Source organism: Ruegeria sp. BH8 (assembly GCF_056538065.1).
Genome location: NZ_JBQFSP010000001.1, coordinates 809,564 through 825,142, shown reverse-complemented (window position 1 = coordinate 825,142; position 15,579 = coordinate 809,564). Strand labels below are relative to the sequence as shown.

Annotated in this window: 19 protein-coding genes and 1 tRNA gene; 6 read left to right on the top strand and 14 right to left on the bottom strand. The window is 56.6% G+C overall.

What is annotated here, in order from left to right; all coding sequences use genetic code 11:
• Positions 1 to 2 precede the first annotated feature (2 nt).
• The 3 genes from ACR0AD_RS04090 to ACR0AD_RS04080 all read left to right on the top strand — a co-directional run bounded on the left by ACR0AD_RS04090 (position 3) and on the right by ACR0AD_RS04080 (position 2,329).
• A complete protein-coding gene (locus ACR0AD_RS04090) occupies positions 3 to 1,004 on the top strand; it encodes an NADPH:quinone oxidoreductase family protein (protein ID WP_480485648.1) in 1,002 nt (333 codons plus the stop codon).
• Positions 1,005 to 1,127: 123 nt separating this feature from the next.
• A complete protein-coding gene (aroQ, locus tag ACR0AD_RS04085) occupies positions 1,128 to 1,577 on the top strand; it encodes a type II 3-dehydroquinate dehydratase (protein ID WP_480485650.1) in 450 nt (149 codons plus the stop codon).
• Positions 1,574 to 2,329, top strand: coding sequence for an autoinducer binding domain-containing protein (locus ACR0AD_RS04080; RefSeq protein WP_480480951.1), 756 nt, complete (start codon positions 1,574 to 1,576; stop codon positions 2,327 to 2,329). The genes aroQ and ACR0AD_RS04080 overlap by 4 nt, the downstream gene beginning before the upstream one ends.
• A 354-nt stretch (positions 2,330 to 2,683) precedes the next feature.
• Here ACR0AD_RS04080 and tsf read toward each other — a convergent pair whose 3' ends face one another.
• The 5 genes from tsf to ACR0AD_RS04055 all read right to left on the bottom strand — a co-directional run bounded on the left by tsf (position 2,684) and on the right by ACR0AD_RS04055 (position 6,467).
• On the bottom strand, positions 2,684 to 3,559 hold the full coding sequence (tsf, locus tag ACR0AD_RS04075; RefSeq protein ID WP_480485652.1) for a translation elongation factor Ts: 876 nt from the start codon (positions 3,557 to 3,559) through the stop codon (positions 2,684 to 2,686).
• 77 nt (positions 3,560 to 3,636) lie between these two features.
• Positions 3,637 to 4,419, bottom strand: a complete 783-nt coding sequence (rpsB, locus tag ACR0AD_RS04070) for a 30S ribosomal protein S2 (protein WP_209503940.1) — start codon at positions 4,417 to 4,419, stop codon at positions 3,637 to 3,639.
• Positions 4,420 to 4,585: 166 nt separating this feature from the next.
• Complete coding sequence (olsA, locus tag ACR0AD_RS04065) at positions 4,586 to 5,461, bottom strand: lyso-ornithine lipid O-acyltransferase (protein ID WP_480485654.1); 876 nt, start codon at positions 5,459 to 5,461, stop codon at positions 4,586 to 4,588.
• Entirely contained in the window at positions 5,427 to 6,182 is a 756-nt protein-coding gene (gene olsB / locus ACR0AD_RS04060) for an L-ornithine N(alpha)-acyltransferase (protein ID WP_480480957.1), read from the bottom strand. The genes olsA and olsB overlap by 35 nt, the downstream gene beginning before the upstream one ends.
• Positions 6,183 to 6,284: 102 nt before the next feature.
• A complete protein-coding gene (locus tag ACR0AD_RS04055; RefSeq protein ID WP_267364751.1) occupies positions 6,285 to 6,467 on the bottom strand; it encodes a DUF3553 domain-containing protein in 183 nt (60 codons plus the stop codon).
• Positions 6,468 to 6,509: 42 nt separating this feature from the next.
• Between ACR0AD_RS04055 and ACR0AD_RS04050 the strand changes: the two genes are divergently transcribed.
• Complete coding sequence (locus ACR0AD_RS04050; RefSeq protein ID WP_480480960.1) at positions 6,510 to 7,106, top strand: histidine phosphotransferase family protein; 597 nt, start codon at positions 6,510 to 6,512, stop codon at positions 7,104 to 7,106.
• On the opposite strand, the gene ACR0AD_RS04045 is transcribed toward ACR0AD_RS04050, so the two are convergent.
• The 9 genes from ACR0AD_RS04045 to ACR0AD_RS04005 form a co-directional block, all read right to left on the bottom strand.
• Positions 7,103 to 8,365, bottom strand: a complete 1,263-nt coding sequence (locus tag ACR0AD_RS04045) for a glutamate-5-semialdehyde dehydrogenase (protein WP_480485656.1) — start codon at positions 8,363 to 8,365, stop codon at positions 7,103 to 7,105. The two genes, ACR0AD_RS04050 and ACR0AD_RS04045, sit on opposite strands and share 4 nt — an antisense overlap.
• A 32-nt stretch (positions 8,366 to 8,397) precedes the next feature.
• A complete protein-coding gene (gene proB / locus ACR0AD_RS04040) occupies positions 8,398 to 9,504 on the bottom strand; it encodes a glutamate 5-kinase (protein ID WP_480485658.1) in 1,107 nt (368 codons plus the stop codon).
• Positions 9,492 to 10,526 (bottom strand): GTPase ObgE, encoded by a 1,035-nt coding sequence (gene obgE / locus ACR0AD_RS04035; RefSeq protein WP_480485660.1) that lies wholly within the window; start codon positions 10,524 to 10,526, stop codon positions 9,492 to 9,494. The genes proB and obgE overlap by 13 nt, the downstream gene beginning before the upstream one ends.
• 37 nt (positions 10,527 to 10,563) lie before the next feature.
• Positions 10,564 to 11,100, bottom strand: coding sequence for a GNAT family N-acetyltransferase (locus ACR0AD_RS04030; RefSeq protein WP_480472732.1), 537 nt, complete (start codon positions 11,098 to 11,100; stop codon positions 10,564 to 10,566).
• Complete coding sequence (locus ACR0AD_RS04025; RefSeq protein WP_480485662.1) at positions 11,097 to 11,705, bottom strand: LysE family translocator; 609 nt, start codon at positions 11,703 to 11,705, stop codon at positions 11,097 to 11,099. Before ACR0AD_RS04025 ends, ACR0AD_RS04030 begins: the two co-directional genes overlap by 4 nt.
• A gap of 96 nt (positions 11,706 to 11,801) precedes the next feature.
• A complete protein-coding gene (rpmA, locus tag ACR0AD_RS04020; RefSeq protein ID WP_050602452.1) occupies positions 11,802 to 12,071 on the bottom strand; it encodes a 50S ribosomal protein L27 in 270 nt (89 codons plus the stop codon).
• Positions 12,072 to 12,082: 11 nt separating this feature from the next.
• A complete protein-coding gene (locus ACR0AD_RS04015) occupies positions 12,083 to 12,694 on the bottom strand; it encodes a 50S ribosomal protein L21 (protein WP_480480969.1) in 612 nt (203 codons plus the stop codon).
• Between the two features lie 219 nt (positions 12,695 to 12,913).
• The gene (locus tag ACR0AD_RS04010) at positions 12,914 to 13,717 is read right to left on the bottom strand and encodes a DUF2059 domain-containing protein (RefSeq protein WP_480480971.1); all 804 of its coding nucleotides are present in this window, start codon (positions 13,715 to 13,717) and stop codon (positions 12,914 to 12,916) included.
• Positions 13,717 to 14,559, bottom strand: a complete 843-nt coding sequence (locus tag ACR0AD_RS04005) for a DUF2059 domain-containing protein (protein WP_480480973.1) — start codon at positions 14,557 to 14,559, stop codon at positions 13,717 to 13,719. Before ACR0AD_RS04005 ends, ACR0AD_RS04010 begins: the two co-directional genes overlap by 1 nt.
• A 123-nt stretch (positions 14,560 to 14,682) precedes the next feature.
• Between ACR0AD_RS04005 and ACR0AD_RS04000 the strand changes: the two genes are divergently transcribed.
• Together ACR0AD_RS04000 and ACR0AD_RS03995 are read left to right on the top strand one after the other, a co-directional pair.
• Positions 14,683 to 14,772: transfer RNA gene (locus tag ACR0AD_RS04000), tRNA-Ser, on the top strand.
• Between the two features lie 248 nt (positions 14,773 to 15,020).
• Entirely contained in the window at positions 15,021 to 15,575 is a 555-nt protein-coding gene (locus tag ACR0AD_RS03995; RefSeq protein WP_480485664.1) for a hypothetical protein, read from the top strand.
• Positions 15,576 to 15,579 lie beyond the last annotated feature (4 nt).

Below are 15,579 nucleotides of genomic sequence, written 5' to 3'. Positions count from 1 at the left end.
GTATGCAAGCATTACTCAGCGTCGCACCGGGCGGTCCCGAAACCCTGGAGCTTACGACCCTACCAGATCCGCAGCCGGGCAAAGGTCAGCTTTTGATCAGTGTGAAAGCAGCGGGCGTGAATTTTCCGGACACGTTGATTATCCGCGATCTGTACCAGATGAAGCCGCCACGGCCCTTTGCTCCGGGCGGTGAAATTGCGGGTGAAGTTCTGGCTGTGGGCGAAGGCGTCAATGGATTGAAGCCAGGCGACCGTGTTTTGGCCCTAACCGGGCATGGTGGGTTTTCGACCCATGTCACGCTCAAGGCGGACACTGCAATCCGAATTCCTGATGCGATGCCCTATGAAGATGCCGCCTGTTTCATTTTCACCTACGGCACGTCCTGCCACGCGTTGAAGGATCGGGCGGAGATTCAACCCGGTGAAACCCTGTTGGTACTGGGTGCCGCCGGAGGTGTGGGGTCAGCCGCCATTGAACTGGGCAAAGCCATGGGTGCCAGGGTGATCGCAGCCGTTTCATCACCTGAAAAGGCCGAATTCTGTAGCCAGATTGGTGCCGATGACGTGGTGATTTACCCGCGCGACATGGACAAGGATGCGCAAAAAGCCTTCTCAGCCGAAGTTAAGAAACTTGCCGGTCCTGAAGGCGTAGACATCGTCTACGACGCTGTTGGCGGTACGCTGGCCGAACCGTCCCTGCGCAGCATGGCCTGGAAAGGTCGTTACCTTGTCGTCGGTTTTCCAGCGGGCATTCCGCGGATTCCCTTGAATTTGGCCCTTTTGAAAGGATGTCAGATCGTTGGTGTGTTTTGGGGCGCGTCAGTTTTCCGCGATCCAATCGGCCATGCTGACAACGTCAAGAACCTGTTCGATCTGTACACAGCCGGCAAAATCAAACCCCGAATTAGCGCCCGGTTCCCGCTTGCCCGCGCGCACGAGGCGCTTGAACAATTGTCGCAGCGATCCGTTCTCGGAAAAATCGTTGTCACCATGGCGGAAAGTTGAAGCCCTTAACAAAATAGCGACCCGCTTCGTACACCGGTTTTTCGACTGTACTCGATCCGGCAAAGGCAGGTAGACAACCCAACCTTTAGGCGTCTATGTACCATTAATGGGGATCGTGAAGACATGCACAACGTTTTGGTATTGAACGGCCCAAACCTCAACCTGCTTGGCACACGGCAGCCCGAGGTTTACGGCAGCACCACTCTGAAGATGATCGAGGAGGAGTGCCAGCGCCATGGCGCGTCCATTGGCCTTGAAGTCTCGCATCTGCAATCCAACCATGAGGGTGTGTTAATTGATGCGATCCACGGCGCACGCGGTGTGCAAGATGGCCTTGTGATCAATGCGGGGGCGTTCACACACACGTCGGTTGCGCTGATGGATGCCATCGCGTCAGTTGACCTGCCGGTTGTCGAAGTTCACCTGTCCAACATCCATGCAAGGGAAGCATTCCGGCACAAGTCCTATATTGCGCCTGTTGCTCTGGGGCAGATCTGTGGCTTTGGCGCCCAAAGCTATGTTCTTGCTCTGGACGCGCTGGCCGCGCATTTGAAAGCAGGTGGCACGGCATGACCCTCAGGGAATATCTGCGGTTTGTCAGCTATGCCAAGACCCTGGAAGACCTGTGGGATGCGCATTGCCGACAGATGGCGGAATTCGGGTTCGATCGTCTTATCTACGGCCACACGCAATACAGGACGGCAACCTCATTGGGTGATCCAGAGGACTTTGTCATTCTGACTAACCATAACCGTGCCTATGTGGATGGCTTCATCAAGGACGGTTTGTATTTTCACGCCCCCATGTTGAAATGGGCGCTGGACAATGAAGGTGCCGCCAGCTGGAAAATGTTGCTGGACATGCATTCTCGCGGGTCGATGACCGATAAAGAGCGTGAGGTTTTCGAGTTCAACAAGTCCATGGGCGTCGTTTCTGGTTACACCATCAGTTTCAACTCGGTCTCTGTGCGCTCGAAAGGGGCGATTTCCCTATCCGCCAAGGAAGGGATGAGCCAGGAAGACATTGACGCGATCTGGCAAGAGCATGGTGAAGACATTCTTTTGATGAACAACGTTGCGCATCTGAAGATCCTGACATTGCCTTTCAACCCACCGAACCGGGCCCTGACAAAGCGTCAGCGCGAGGCGTTGCAATGGGTTGGTGACGGAAAAACCACGCAGGACATAGCCTTGCTGATGGGCCTGACAGCGGCAACTGTCGAAAAGCATCTTCGACTCGCCCGTGAGGCGTTGTCGGTTGAAACGACGGCTCAGGCTGTTTTGAAGGCATCTTTGCATAATCAGATGTTCATTATGGAAGTTTAGGAGTGTTTTTATGACGCCATCCCGCGTCAGTTTACCCTAGGTAAGGAAATCACTACTTTTCAAATCTAACCTAAAAGTTGCAAAGTGAGAGTGTTCCGTGAGTGGTGGCTTTAGCCAGGGAACATTCGGTTGGATCTTTGCGATTTCAAAGCTCTCCAATCACTCTGACAAGGGGGCGCCTATTCGTCCGCGTACCTGTGTCGGAATTTTGGGGGGCCTCGACCATCCCCATCATGCGGGGCCCTCCAATCCTTCACTTCTTTGCCAATTCTCTGATGTGCCACCAACAAAAAAGGGCTACGCGACGCGTAACCCTTTCACTTTGTTCAGCAAGGCCCCTGTCGGAGCCTTTCTTTAGCCCTGAGCAGCTTTTGCGACTTCGGCAGCGAAGTCTTCTTTTTCCACAACGATTCCTTCGCCAACTTCCAGGCGAACAAAGCCGGTGATGGTTGCGCCTGCTTCTTTTGCAGCTGCTTCAACGGTCAGATCAGGATTCACAACGAATTGCTGGCTCAGCAATGTCGATTCGGCGACGAATTTCTTCATGCGGCCTTCGATCATCTTTTCGATCACCTGCTCCGGCTTGCCGGATTCGCGGGCGATGTCCATCTGAACCTGCTTTTCCTTCTCGACAATTGCCGGGTCCATGTCGGCCTCAGACAGGGCGGCCGGGTTCACAGCTGCGATGTGCATCGCAACCTGCTTGCCGATAGCCTCATCACCACCCGACAGAGCGACCAGCACACCGATTTTGCCCATGCCGTTGGTCGCAGCGTTGTGCACATAAGACACAACAGTGTCGCCCGACAGTTTGGCCATGCGGCGCACTGACATGTTTTCGCCAATAGTGGCGATCTTGTCTGTCAGTGTGTCGGCAACGCTTTTGCCGCCCAGATCAGCGGTCAGTAGTGCTTCGATGTCGTCCACACCTTCAGCAGCGTTTGCAATCTTGCTGACCATTTCCTGGAACTCAGCGTTTTTCGCAACGAAATCGGTTTCCGAGTTCACTTCGACAGCAACACCGTTGCCACCGTTGACGTGAACAGCAACCAGACCTTCTGCTGCGGTACGGCCTGATTTCTTGGCCGCTTTGGCCAGGCCTTTGGTACGCAGCCAGTCAACGGCGTCGTCCATGTTGCCGCCGGTTTCGGTCAGCGCTTTTTTTGCGTCCATCATGCCTGCGCCGGTCGAGTCGCGCAGTTCTTTAACCATTGCTGCTGTGATTGCCATCTTTTGGCTCTCCTCAATTCAAACGGAATTGGGGCAGGTCATACCCTGCCCCATATGTCATTTACGTGACGGGCAGCTTACGCTTCGGCAGGGGCTTCTGCGGCTTCTTCCGCAAGAGCTTCTTCAACCGGAGCTTCTTCGAATGCGCCCAGATCAACGCCTGCTGCGCCCATCTGCGCGGTCATACCGTCCAGAGCGGCGCGTGCGGCCAGATCACAGTACAGAGCGATTGCGCGTGCCGCGTCGTCGTTGCCGGGAATGATGTAGTCAACGCCATCGGGCGAGCAGTTGGTGTCGACTACAGCCACAACCGGGATACCCAGTTTGTTGGCTTCTGCGATGGCCAGTGCTTCTTTCTTGACGTCGATGACGAACAGCAGGTCCGGAACGCCGCCCATTTCGCGGATACCACCCAGCGACGCCTGAAGTTTGCCTTGGTCACGTTCCATGCCCAGACGCTCTTTCTTGGTCAGGCCTTCTGCGCCCGATTCCATGGCTTCGTCGATCTGGTTCAGACGGTTGATCGACTGGGAAACGGTTTTCCAGTTGGTCAGCGTGCCGCCCAGCCAGCGGTGGTTCATGTAGTACTGAGCCGACTTTTCAGCCGCTTCAGCGATCGGGCCAGCTGCCTGGCGCTTAGTACCAACGAACAGAATGCGGCCACCTTTTGCGACGGTGTCACGAACAGCCTGCAGAGCCTGATCCAGCATCGGAACGGTCTGGGTCAGGTCCATGATGTGGATGCCATTGCGCGAGCCGTAGATGAACGGGCCCATGCGGGGGTTCCAACGCTGTGTTTGGTGACCAAAGTGAACGCCAGCTTCCAGCAGCTGACGCATGGTGAACTCGGGAAGAGCCATGCAATTTTCCTTTTCCGGTTTACGCCTGGGCGGGGGTGAAAGAAGCGGACGCTCCAACCGGCGGTCTTGATGAGGATGTCTCCCTCAAAAAGGCCAAACCCCGCCTGCGGGTTTGAATGGCGCGCGTATAAGGCAGGTTTGCGCGCTACGCAAGGGCCAATCGCCCCTATTTTTCAAGCTGCGCCAATGCGTGCGCATGCCTGACGGCGTCTTCACAATGGGCGGCCAGAGCCTTGCGGTTTTCAAAGTCGCTGACCCGCGCTGGCGCATGATATATTAGTTCAACAGTTCCTTGCCGACGTGCGCCAAGGGTCTTCAGCAAATGCGGCCCGAACTCCATATCCCCCCACCAGCCATAAAAGCGTTTTGGCTGGCCTTTGGGCGCGTGAAACACCACAGAAACGGGTTGGATATACATGAAATCACGCAACTCATCTGCAAAGAACGCGGCGAAAAGCGTTGTTTTGAAAGGTAAAATGCGAAGCCCGTCGGTTGAGGTGCCTTCGGGGAAAAACAACAGTTTGTGACCCACTTTCAGGCGGGTTTCAAACAGCTTGGTTTGTTCCTTGGCTTTCTTGCGATCCCGTTCGATGAACAGCGTCCCGGTCGCACGGGCCAGCCAGCCGATACCGGGCCATTTGGCAACTTCTGCCTTGGAGACAAAATAGACCCGCTTGCGCGCGTTCAGAGCAAAGATATCCAGCCAGGACGTGTGGTTTGCCACCACCGCCCCCCTCTCTTTCATCAGCGCGCCTGATGTGCGGAACCCGATGCCAAGAATTCGAAACGCGTTGCGGCAGACAAACTGTGTGATGAACGGCGTCACAGGTCGCCGGACGCCGAAAATCGGATACTCGATCAGGCGAACGGCCAGAAGGATGATCAGGCCACCAAAGACAAGGGCCGCCAGCGGGACTCCGCGCAGAATGACCAGAACCCATCCGGTAACGCCCAGCTCGATCGGATCGGGCGCGTCTTCGCTATTCCAGAGCGGGTCGTTCACAGCGTCACGCCCCGCCATAAATTCGACGCTGCCGTTCATTCATGCGCGTCGTGTCGAGGATCAGGCACACATCCGTTGTGTTGAAGGTGTGGTCGATAAAGGCGCCCTCGCCCACGAAACCACCCAAGCGAAGGTAGGCTTTGATCAATGCTGGCACCTGAACCATGGCGGCGCGGCGGTCCAAAGCCTCTGGTTTCACAAGGTCCATCGACTGAAAAACATCGGGCTGCGCCCGTACGCGCAACTCTGGCGGAGCCAGATGGTTGTGGTGAAGCATCGACAAGGGCTGCGCCAATGTGGCCACGTCTGTTCCGTGAAAACTCGCAACGCCGAACAGCACCTCAATGTCACGTTCCGCTACATAAGCGGCCAAACCGTTCCACAGGTGGTACATTGCCGTACCCCCACGGTAGTCGGGGTGTAGGCACGACCGTCCCAACTCCAGCAGTTTGCGCCCACTGTTCTTGAGAACGGTCAGGTCATATTCATCTTCGGAATAGAATTGTCCCAGTTCCGCAGCACGTTCGCCCGGTAACATCCTGTAGACGCCAATAATTTCGCCGGTGTGATCATCATAGGCCAACATATGATCGAAATACGGGTCGAAACGGTCTTTCTCGAGGCCAGCATCGTGATCAACCATCTCTCCGCCGCCCCCCAACTCACGCACGAAGACGTCATAGCGCAGGCGTTGAGCTGCTTGCAGGTCGGCTTCGGTCTCGGCCAGTTTTACGGTGAAAGAAGGGCCAGTATCCGGCATATGGGGTGATCCGTGTTCTTTTGGCTGCTGATACCGCAGTTTTTCAGCCAAAGGCAACAAGCCCCGCTTCGGTCAGCGTTGTTAACCTTTCCTAAACCACTTTCACAGATCAAAGACCGGCATCAGGGCGATGCGCGTTCCGTCGATCACCACTTTTCCCTGCTCGCGAAAGTTCACGGTGATCTTGCCTGCAATGTTGGACTGAACCTGTCCGACGCCCCATTCGGGAAAATCCGGGTGGCGGACAAACATGCCCGGTGCAAGTATAGCATTCATGTCTGTCATAGGGGCCTCCGGGACGTGCGGCAGATACAGTCGGAGGTACGCATGGGCGAGAGCAACGTCAACCTGGCCGAATTGATCGGTTCGCGGATTTGCCATGATCTGATCAGCCCGATCGGCGCGATCACCAACGGGCTTGAGCTGTTGGATATGGTGGGCGCCGTACAGGGCCCCGAGATGGAACTGATCTCGGGCAGTGTCGGAAGTGCCGGGGCACGTATACGCTTTTTCCGCGTTGCCTTTGGCTCGGCCAGTGATCAGCCGCTTGGTCGGACCGAAGTAACCGAACTGCTGAAAGATATCGAGCGTGCCGGGCGGATACGGGTCAACTGGAACCTGACCGGGCCTGTGCCGCGTAATCAGGTCAAACTGGCCTTTCTGGCGCTTATGTGCTGCGAAAGTGCCATGCCGCTGGGCGGCGCAGTCGAGATCGTCAATCAGGGCAACAATTGGATAGTGACCGGGGTTGCAGACCGGTTGAATGTCGATAGTGATCTTTGGAAGAACGTCGTGACAGGTCGGTTTCCCACCAAGATCACGCCCGCGCACGTTCAGTTCGCGTTGCTGCCTGAAACGGCAGCTGCGATGGGTCGGCGGATTGCCGTTGAAACCTCGGCAACCCGCGTGTCACTTCGGTTTTAAGCCCGGATCGTTCCGTTCCCGCGCACGAGATATTTGAAACTGGTCAATTGCGCCGCCCCAACCGGCCCGCGCGCGTGCATCTTGCCCGTCGCGATTCCGATTTCTGCCCCCATGCCAAACTCGCCACCATCCGCAAACTGAGTCGAGGCATTGTGCATCAGGATTGCGCTGTCCAGACGCTCAAAGAAACGGGCCGCTGCTGCGTCATCCTCGGTCATGATGCAATCGGTGTGGTTCGAGCCGTATAGCTGAATATGAGCAATCGCGGCATCAATATCGGCAACGGGCTTCGCCGCGATCACGCTGTCGAGGAACTCTTTTCCCCAGTCTTCCGCCGTAGCAGCAACTGTACCCTCCCCAGCGAGAACACCGTCGGCGTGAACCTCGACGCCTGACTGGACCAGTGCCGCAACCACGTCACGCCCCAGTGTGTCGGCGATATCCTGATGAACCAGCAAGCATTCAGCGGCTCCGCAAATACCAGTGCGGCGGGTCTTGGCATTCAGCACAACTTCCAGCGTTTTCTGCGGATCAGCAGCCTTGTCGATGTAAATGTGCACGATGCCTTCGAGATGGGCAAAGACCGGCACACGGGCCTCTCGTTGTACAAGGCCTACCAGTCCCTTGCCTCCGCGTGGAACGATGACGTCGACATAGTCGGTCAGCGTCAGCAGCTCCTGCACCGCGGCGCGGTCGCGTGTGGGCACAAGTTGAATGGCGTCTTCGGGCAGGTTCGCGGCCTTCAGCCCTTCGACCAGACAGGCATGGATCGCGGTTGAGGAATGAAAGCTTTCGGATCCGCCACGCAGGATTACCGCATTGCCCGATTTCAGGCACAGCGCCCCGGCATCCGCAGTCACGTTGGGTCGGCTTTCGTAGATCACGCCAATAACCCCCAACGGTGTCCGGACGCGCTGGATGTTAAGGCCCGTGGGCATATTCCATTCAGACAGAACCTCACCTACCGGGTCGGCCTGCTCCGCGACGGTTCTCAGCCCGTCCACCATGTCCTGAACACGCGCCTCATCCAGCATCAGGCGATCCATCATTGCGGGGCTCAGTCCCTTGTCGCGGCCGAATTCCAGATCTTTTTGATTGGCTTCGATGATCCGTGCCCGATTGGCCCAAACCGCGTCTGCGGCTGCAATCAGCGCTGCGTGCTTTCGTTCAGCTGTTGCGAAAGCCAGTTCACGCGAAGCGGCTTTGGCACGTTTCCCAAGATCTTCCATCAGAGCAGGAATGCTATCGAAGTCTTTCATATCGCGTGCCTTTCAGATCATCTTATTGAAGGTTAAAGGGCGAGGTCGTCCCGGTGGATGAGGGCTGCGCGGCCGGGATAGCCCAGCGTCGCTTCAATCTCAGAAGACTTACGCCCCTTGATCGCATCGGCTTCCTGCGCCGTATACCGGCTTATCCCCTGAGCCAGACGGCGGGATTCCAGATCAAGGACGGCGACAGGATCGCCGCGACCGAAATCTCCGGTCACTTCCACAATCCCGGCAGGGAGCAGGCTTTTGCCATTGGCCAGTGCCTTGGCCGCCCCCTCGTCCACGGTAATCTCACCCCGAGGTTTCATCGCCGAAATCCATCGTTTGCGGGCTGCGTGTGGATCCAATGTCGCGGTAAACCATGTGGAATTGGCACCGTTTTCAAGCGTTTTCAGAGGGTTCAGAACCGACCCTTCGGTAATCGCCATGGCGCAACCGCCCGCGGTTGCCATCTTGGCCGCCAACAGTTTTGTTTTCATCCCGCCTTTTGACAGGCCCGAGCCCGCATCACCGGCCATGGCTTCAATCTGGGGTGTGATCCTGTCGATTGTCTCGAAGCGCTTCGCCGAAGTGTCTTCCTTAGGATTGCCCGAATAGAAGCCATCCACATCCGACAGCAGAATCAGTTGGTCGGCCCCTACTGTCACGGCGATTTGCGCGGCCAGGCGGTCATTGTCGCCATATCGGATTTCGTCCGTTGCGACCGTGTCGTTTTCATTGACGATCGGCACGACGCCTAACCCCAGCAGAGTTTCCAAGGTTGCGCGTGAGTTCAGATACCTGCGGCGATCTTCGCTGTCTTCAAGCGTTACCAGAACCTGCGCCGTGGTGATCCCATGGGGTGCCAACGCTTCTTCATAAGCGCGTGCAAGCCGGATTTGCCCAACCGCAGCAGCAGCCTGTGACTGTTCCAAGGGTAGTGCCGCCATCGGCAGGCCCAATACTCCGCGACCCAGTGCAATCGAACCGGACGAAACAAGGATTACATCTTTCCCTTGCCCCTTGAGCCAGGAAACATCCTGCGCCAACGAAAGCAGCCAGTTAGACCGCAGCAGGCCGGTGTCGCGATCAACCAGCAAAGCCGACCCGATTTTTACCACCAGACGGCGTGCCGAGGTCAGGGTTGCCAAGGCTGTGCCTCCTCAGCGGGTTTCTGACGCACACGGTTGTCGTCAATCTGGCTGCGCAGCGACCGCAGAACTTCGGTTACACCCAGATGCGCCACACCGGACATGGTCATGACGGGGCCGCCCACGGCCTCCTCAAGCTCTGCGACGGCATGGGCACGTTCTTCGCCATCCATCGCGTCGATCTTGTTCAGAACAGTGATCCGGGGCTTTTCAGCCAGCTCGCCGCCATAAGCTTCCAGCTCGTGAATGATCGTGCGGTAATCATCGGCGACCGTCGCAGAGGTGCCGTCGACCAGATGCAACAACACGGCACAGCGTTCCACGTGACCCAGAAAACGGTCACCAATGCCACGGCCTTCATGAGCGCCTTCGATCAGGCCCGGGATATCGGCCACAACAAATTCGACGTTGTCCACGCCGACAACGCCAAGATTGGGGTGCAGCGTGGTAAACGGATAGTCGGCAATCTTGGGCCGCGCATTCGACGTGGCCGCCAGAAAGGTCGACTTGCCTGCATTCGGCATACCCAAAAGACCCACATCGGCGATCAGCTTGAGCCGCAGCCAGATTGTGCGGTCAATCCCCGCCTGCCCCGAATTGGCGCGGCGCGGGGCCTGATTGGTGGCGGACTTGAAATGCAGGTTGCCAAAGCCGCCATTGCCGCCCTTGGCCAGCAGAACGCGTTGCCCGACTTCGGTCAGGTCGCAGATGACGGTTTCTTCGTCTTCGTCCAGGATTTCAGTGCCAACCGGAACACGCAGAACGATATCGTCCCCATCCTTGCCGGTGCGTTGCTGCCCCCGGCCCGGTTGCCCGTTTTTGGCGAAGAAGTGTTGCTGATAGCGGAAGTCGATCAGGGTGTTCAGCCCATCCACAACTTCGGCCCAGACAGACCCGCCTTTGCCGCCGTCCCCGCCATCGGGGCCGCCGTATTCGATAAACTTTTCGCGTCTGAAGCTGACGCAGCCGCTACCGCCGGCCCCGGACCGGATGTAGACCTTTGCGAGATCGAGAAATTTCATGTGTGTCCCCTACTGCAAAGGCCCCATCGGCCACAAGTCAGAGTTTTTTACTGTATGTCCAGGTGGGCACATTCGCATCGCGCGCCACCGAATAGCTTTCCGCATCGCCCAGATACTGGAACCCGCAATGGGTCAGGACCCGGGCCGAGGCCGGATTATCCTGAAACACACTGGCAAACATCGTCGCGTTTTCCAGCGGGTTGGCGTTAACAAGCGCTTCCACAGCCATCGAGGCAATGCCCGTGTTCCAATAGATCGGCGCGACCCAATAGCCGACTTCAGACTGATTCCGATCAAGCCGTTTCAGCGAAATCACACCGATCAGTTCCGGGCCACCGTCCTTGGTGGCATCCATGACCCAGACGTCCTCGTCCCGGTTGTCAGCCATCGAACGGGTTACAAAGGCTTCGATCGAACCGGGGGCCAGTGGATGTGCAATACTGGTGGTCATCCGCGCCACGCGCTCATCACCTGCGTAATGCTCGATAAGGCCCATATCCGACCGGCGCAGGGGGCGCAGGTCGAACCGCTCGGTTTCAATGACCGGCTGATTTATTATTGTCTCAAGCTTCATTGGTGTGTTCCTCCTCCGAACAACACGAATAGTACGGACGCGACCGTAAGACCCGCCAACGTCCACATCAGATATTTTTCCGCCGGGCGACCTTCAACCGCATGCGCGATTCTATCCCCCGCAAAAGTCCAGATCGGGTGCAAAAAAATCTGGCAGATCAACAAACTAAGAGCGATCGTGAGCGTTGCGTCAAAGCTGGACGTCCCCGCCGCGACAAAGCCCGTAAAACCTGCAACAATCATGGCCCAGGCTTTTGGATTCAGCGGATGCACGATCAACCCCGCCCAGAATCCCGGAACATCACCAACCGCAGTTTCGCGCGACAGTCGCAAATTCGCGATCTTCCACGCCAGCCAGCAAATATATGCAGCCGAAGCATATTTCAGCGCCGCAAAGGCCGTCGGAACCTGTTCCGCCAGTTGCAGCAAACCAAAGCCCACGGGCCAGATAATCAGCTGCTTACCAAGCACGACACCGGCCACAAAAGGTAATGCGGCACGAAACCCATAGCGCGCACCCGTTCCCAGCAGGACCATGTTGGCCGGCCCCGGCGTACCGACCTGAGAGGCGGCAAAGATCAGGAAACTGGTGGTTGCGACTGTCATCGGTTCTTTCGGTCACGACTGCGTTAAAACGAGAAAGGGGACCGGCACTTTGTGCCGGTCCCCCATGAATTTTTCTTAAACCTTCTGGGTCTCGGCTTACTCTGCGGCCTCCGCCACTGGCAGGACCGAAATAAAGGTGCGGTTTTTAAGTCCCTTGTGGAACTTCACGGCGCCATCGACAGTTGCAAAGATGGTGTGATCTTTGCCAATGCCTACGCCTTCACCCGGCCAGAACTTGGTGCCGCGCTGACGCACGATGATGTTGCCTGCGATAGCGGCCTGGCCACCATACAGTTTTACGCCAAGGCGACGACCAGCTGAGTCGCGACCGTTACGGGAGGAACCGCCAGCTTTTTTATGTGCCATTCTCTCTCTCCTTAGCCTTTAGCCAATTCTTTGGCTTGCTCAACCCATTCGGGTTTCACTTTGACCGTTTCGATAGCAGCAATCTGCTCATCCGACAAGGCGGCCAGAGCGGCAAAGCTCTCGATACCGGCCTCAACCAGCTTCTTGGCGGCGGCAGGGCCGACACCGTTCAGTTGGGTCAGATCGTCAGCAGCGGCAGCAGCGGGTGCTTCAGCCTTGGCTTCGGCTTTCTTGGCAGGCTTTGCAGCGGGTGCCGCCTCGCCAGCCGGAGCGGAACCGGTTGCAGCTTTGATGCCCGATTTGTCGGCGCCCGACGCAAGAATGTCGGTGATTTTGACCAGTGTCAGTTTCTGACGGTGGCCAACGGTACGCTTCGAGCTGTGCTTACGACGGCGTTTGACGAACTTGATGACCTTGTCACCTTTGATCTGTTCGATCACTTCGGCCTGAACGCCTGCGCCTGCAACGAAAGGTGCGCCAACGACCGGAGCGTCACCGCCCAGCATCAGAACATCGTTGAATTGAACTTTTTCACCTGCGTCGGCAGCCAGTTTTTCAACGCGGAGGATATCGCCCGCCTGAACCTTGTACTGCTTGCCGCCAGTCTTGAGGACCGCAAACATGCGTCTTTCCTTTTCTAACCCGCGTTCTGTGGTCCCCGGTTGGGTGTTTTGGCCCCAAGAAACTTGAAAGCCACCTCGAACAGCGCGCCCTTTTCGGGCTGTGTGAATGGCCCCTGACAACGTCATGAGGGCCAAATAATAACGATACCCGGCGCGGAAAACCGGCCGGGATGCGCGCTTATCCATAGATTACAGGTAAAAGTCAACACCAAAGCGGTGTCAAAGATCGGACGCCCTCAGCGCCTGTGCAACCGCCTGCCCCAGGCGATAGGAAATATCATTGAACATGCGATCAAAGCCGTCAAACACGGCGTCATTCAGGGCCTGTCCCGTCTCGGTTCTGGAAAACGCGATATTTTCGCGCATCTGAGCCTCGTCCAACGGGCGGTAGGCCATAAGAAGAAACGAGAAAAGCCACTCTTCGGTGTCCTCGGCCCGGCTGTCTTTCTGCAACAAAAGCTCTGCCAGCAGTTCCTGATCATCGGTCCGCGCATCAATATCAAGTCCCTGAAAGAAGCTGTAGTCAGACGTCAATGCCCCCTGAACATTCTTTTCGATCAGGTCATTTGCCTCGATATATTCCTTGACCAAAGCAAACTGAGCGGTGCTGCGTTCTGCGGATTTGTAGGCTTCTCGGGCCATGTCTTCGATTGCCTGATCCGACAGGGCGCGCCGGGCCGAGTTTTCCAGTGTTACGATGGTCTGGCCAAGATCACTTTCAAAAAACAAGATGGCCTGATCAAGCTGAACATCGGACAAACCATCTTTGAAGGCGTTCGTCATGTGTTGCCGCATCCAAAGTGGATCGTAGATACGATTGACCTGCGACTCGAAAAAAGCGCCGCCCTTGTTGTCCAAAAAAGTATCGTCAAGAGTCTCGCGGTGGCCCTGCCCCTCGTGAACAAGGATTTCCATCACCTGTGTCAGACGCATGGCTTTTGCCAATCGATCGACTTTTCCATCGGCATAAAGCGGCAGTGCCCAACACAAGGCGACCACAAATGCCAGAATAGCGCGCTGCATCAAATGTCCTGTGCCGGGTGCAATTCGGCCATCCGCGCCGCCAGAACCTCGAACCTCATGGCCATGATCTCATATTGGATGGCGTTCAACAGCTCGTAGACTTCCTGCATCAGCGGCTGTTCCAGCGCGTCAACATAAGTATCCACATCAGCGTCGGAAAAATCCTGATAGGTGTAGGCCGCACCCGCCAGATTAGAAAGTTGCAGTGACTGACGCATTGCCGGTTCATTTCGCTTGATCAATTCACGCAGTTCATCTCCGTTCAGCTGCAACTCGATGACGCCCGATGCGCTGGCCGCCAGCAGGAAGCGCACCTGAATTTCCTGCAAGGCACGCAACGCCGTACCTGTGGAATCGATCGCCGTGTTCATGCGTTTAAAACTTTCGACCCGTTTCGATCCGCTTTTGATCAGGTCAGAGATGATCCTTTGGCCTGCCAATTGCTTGACGTCATCGTCTTCTTGCATGTGTGAGGCATTTTCGGCCTCGACCAGACGCTGCCCCAGATCAGACGCGTAAAACTCCACCGCGTGTAAAAGGGCCTCGTCGCTTAGGGTCTGCTCCAAAATGGACACCGCGGTGTCGTGCATTGCACCGACTTCAAAAACCTCGTCCGTCAAACGAGACCAGTCCGAACCGAACCCCTCGGGGTCGACACCCAACATCTGCGGCGCGGACCGTGAACTCAGGGCGATGCTTTCAAGAGCTACGTCAAAGCCCGTTGTGATCAGAAAAGCCTCAATCCGATCCCGGTTCGCTGCGGAAAGCTCAGGAGGAACCAGAACGAGTGCCAGAAACGAGGCGAGAAACCAAAAGGCGATGCGGCGTGCAAACTGTGTCATACCTTTCAGAGTAGGTGTTTTGCGCTGGCAGGCAACGGAAAATCCCGGCAATCACGATTTCCGGAATTTTCTGCTTGCGCCCCCGTTCGTTCCTGACTAAATCCCCCCCTCACAGACCCCCGCGGAGAGGTGCCGGAGTGGTCGAACGGGGCGGTCTCGAAAACCGTTGTGGGTGCAAGCCCACCCAGGGTTCGAATCCCTGTCTCTCCGCCACATTCCCAATATCGAAGGCCGTCAGAAAACGTCTTCCGGTCTGATTTGGGTTCTCAACAAATTGCAAGTGGTCCGCTGTAAGAAACTATAGTGGCCTGGGTCACCCGGCGTGTTCTTGCCGTGAAATCTGGTGCAATCAGCGTAGCACGGCCCAAACCTGTATTCTGCTGAGAATTCACAGGAATTCCCCTTTGTATATCCGCTACATTTAACGCATCCCGGCGACACATTTTCCAAAGGAGACACACATGTCGCGTATTCTCATCCTCCTCATCATCGCCGCTGTCGGTGTTGGTGGTTACTACTATCTCAACCAGTCCGAACAAACCCCGGCTGAACAAGTGCAATCCGCAACGCAGGAGGCGGGCGATGCAGTGGCTGATGCCGCGTCAACCGCTCAGGAAGCTGCGTCTGATGCGCTGGAAGGTGCAACAGAACAGGCCAGCGAGGCAGCTTCATCCTTGACCGAACAGGCGCAGGAAGCCGCATCGTCGGTTGCCGACCAAGCCAGTGAGGCAGCTTCGTCTGTTGCGGAACAAGCATCCGAGGCAGCACAGCAAGCCGGTGATCAGGTGGCGGCGCTGGCGGGTCAGGGACAGGAATTGCTGAGCTCCTGGATTCAGGAAGGCAAGCTGGACCCCACCAATTTCGACTATGAAGGTATCATGAGCTCGATTCAGGACAGCACATTGGCCACGGATCTGAAAGAACAGGCGATCAAGATTGTAAATGACATTAAAGAGTCGCCTGAAACCATCGCCTTGAAGATTCAGGAACTGACCGCGCTGTTGACGCAGCAGTAACAAA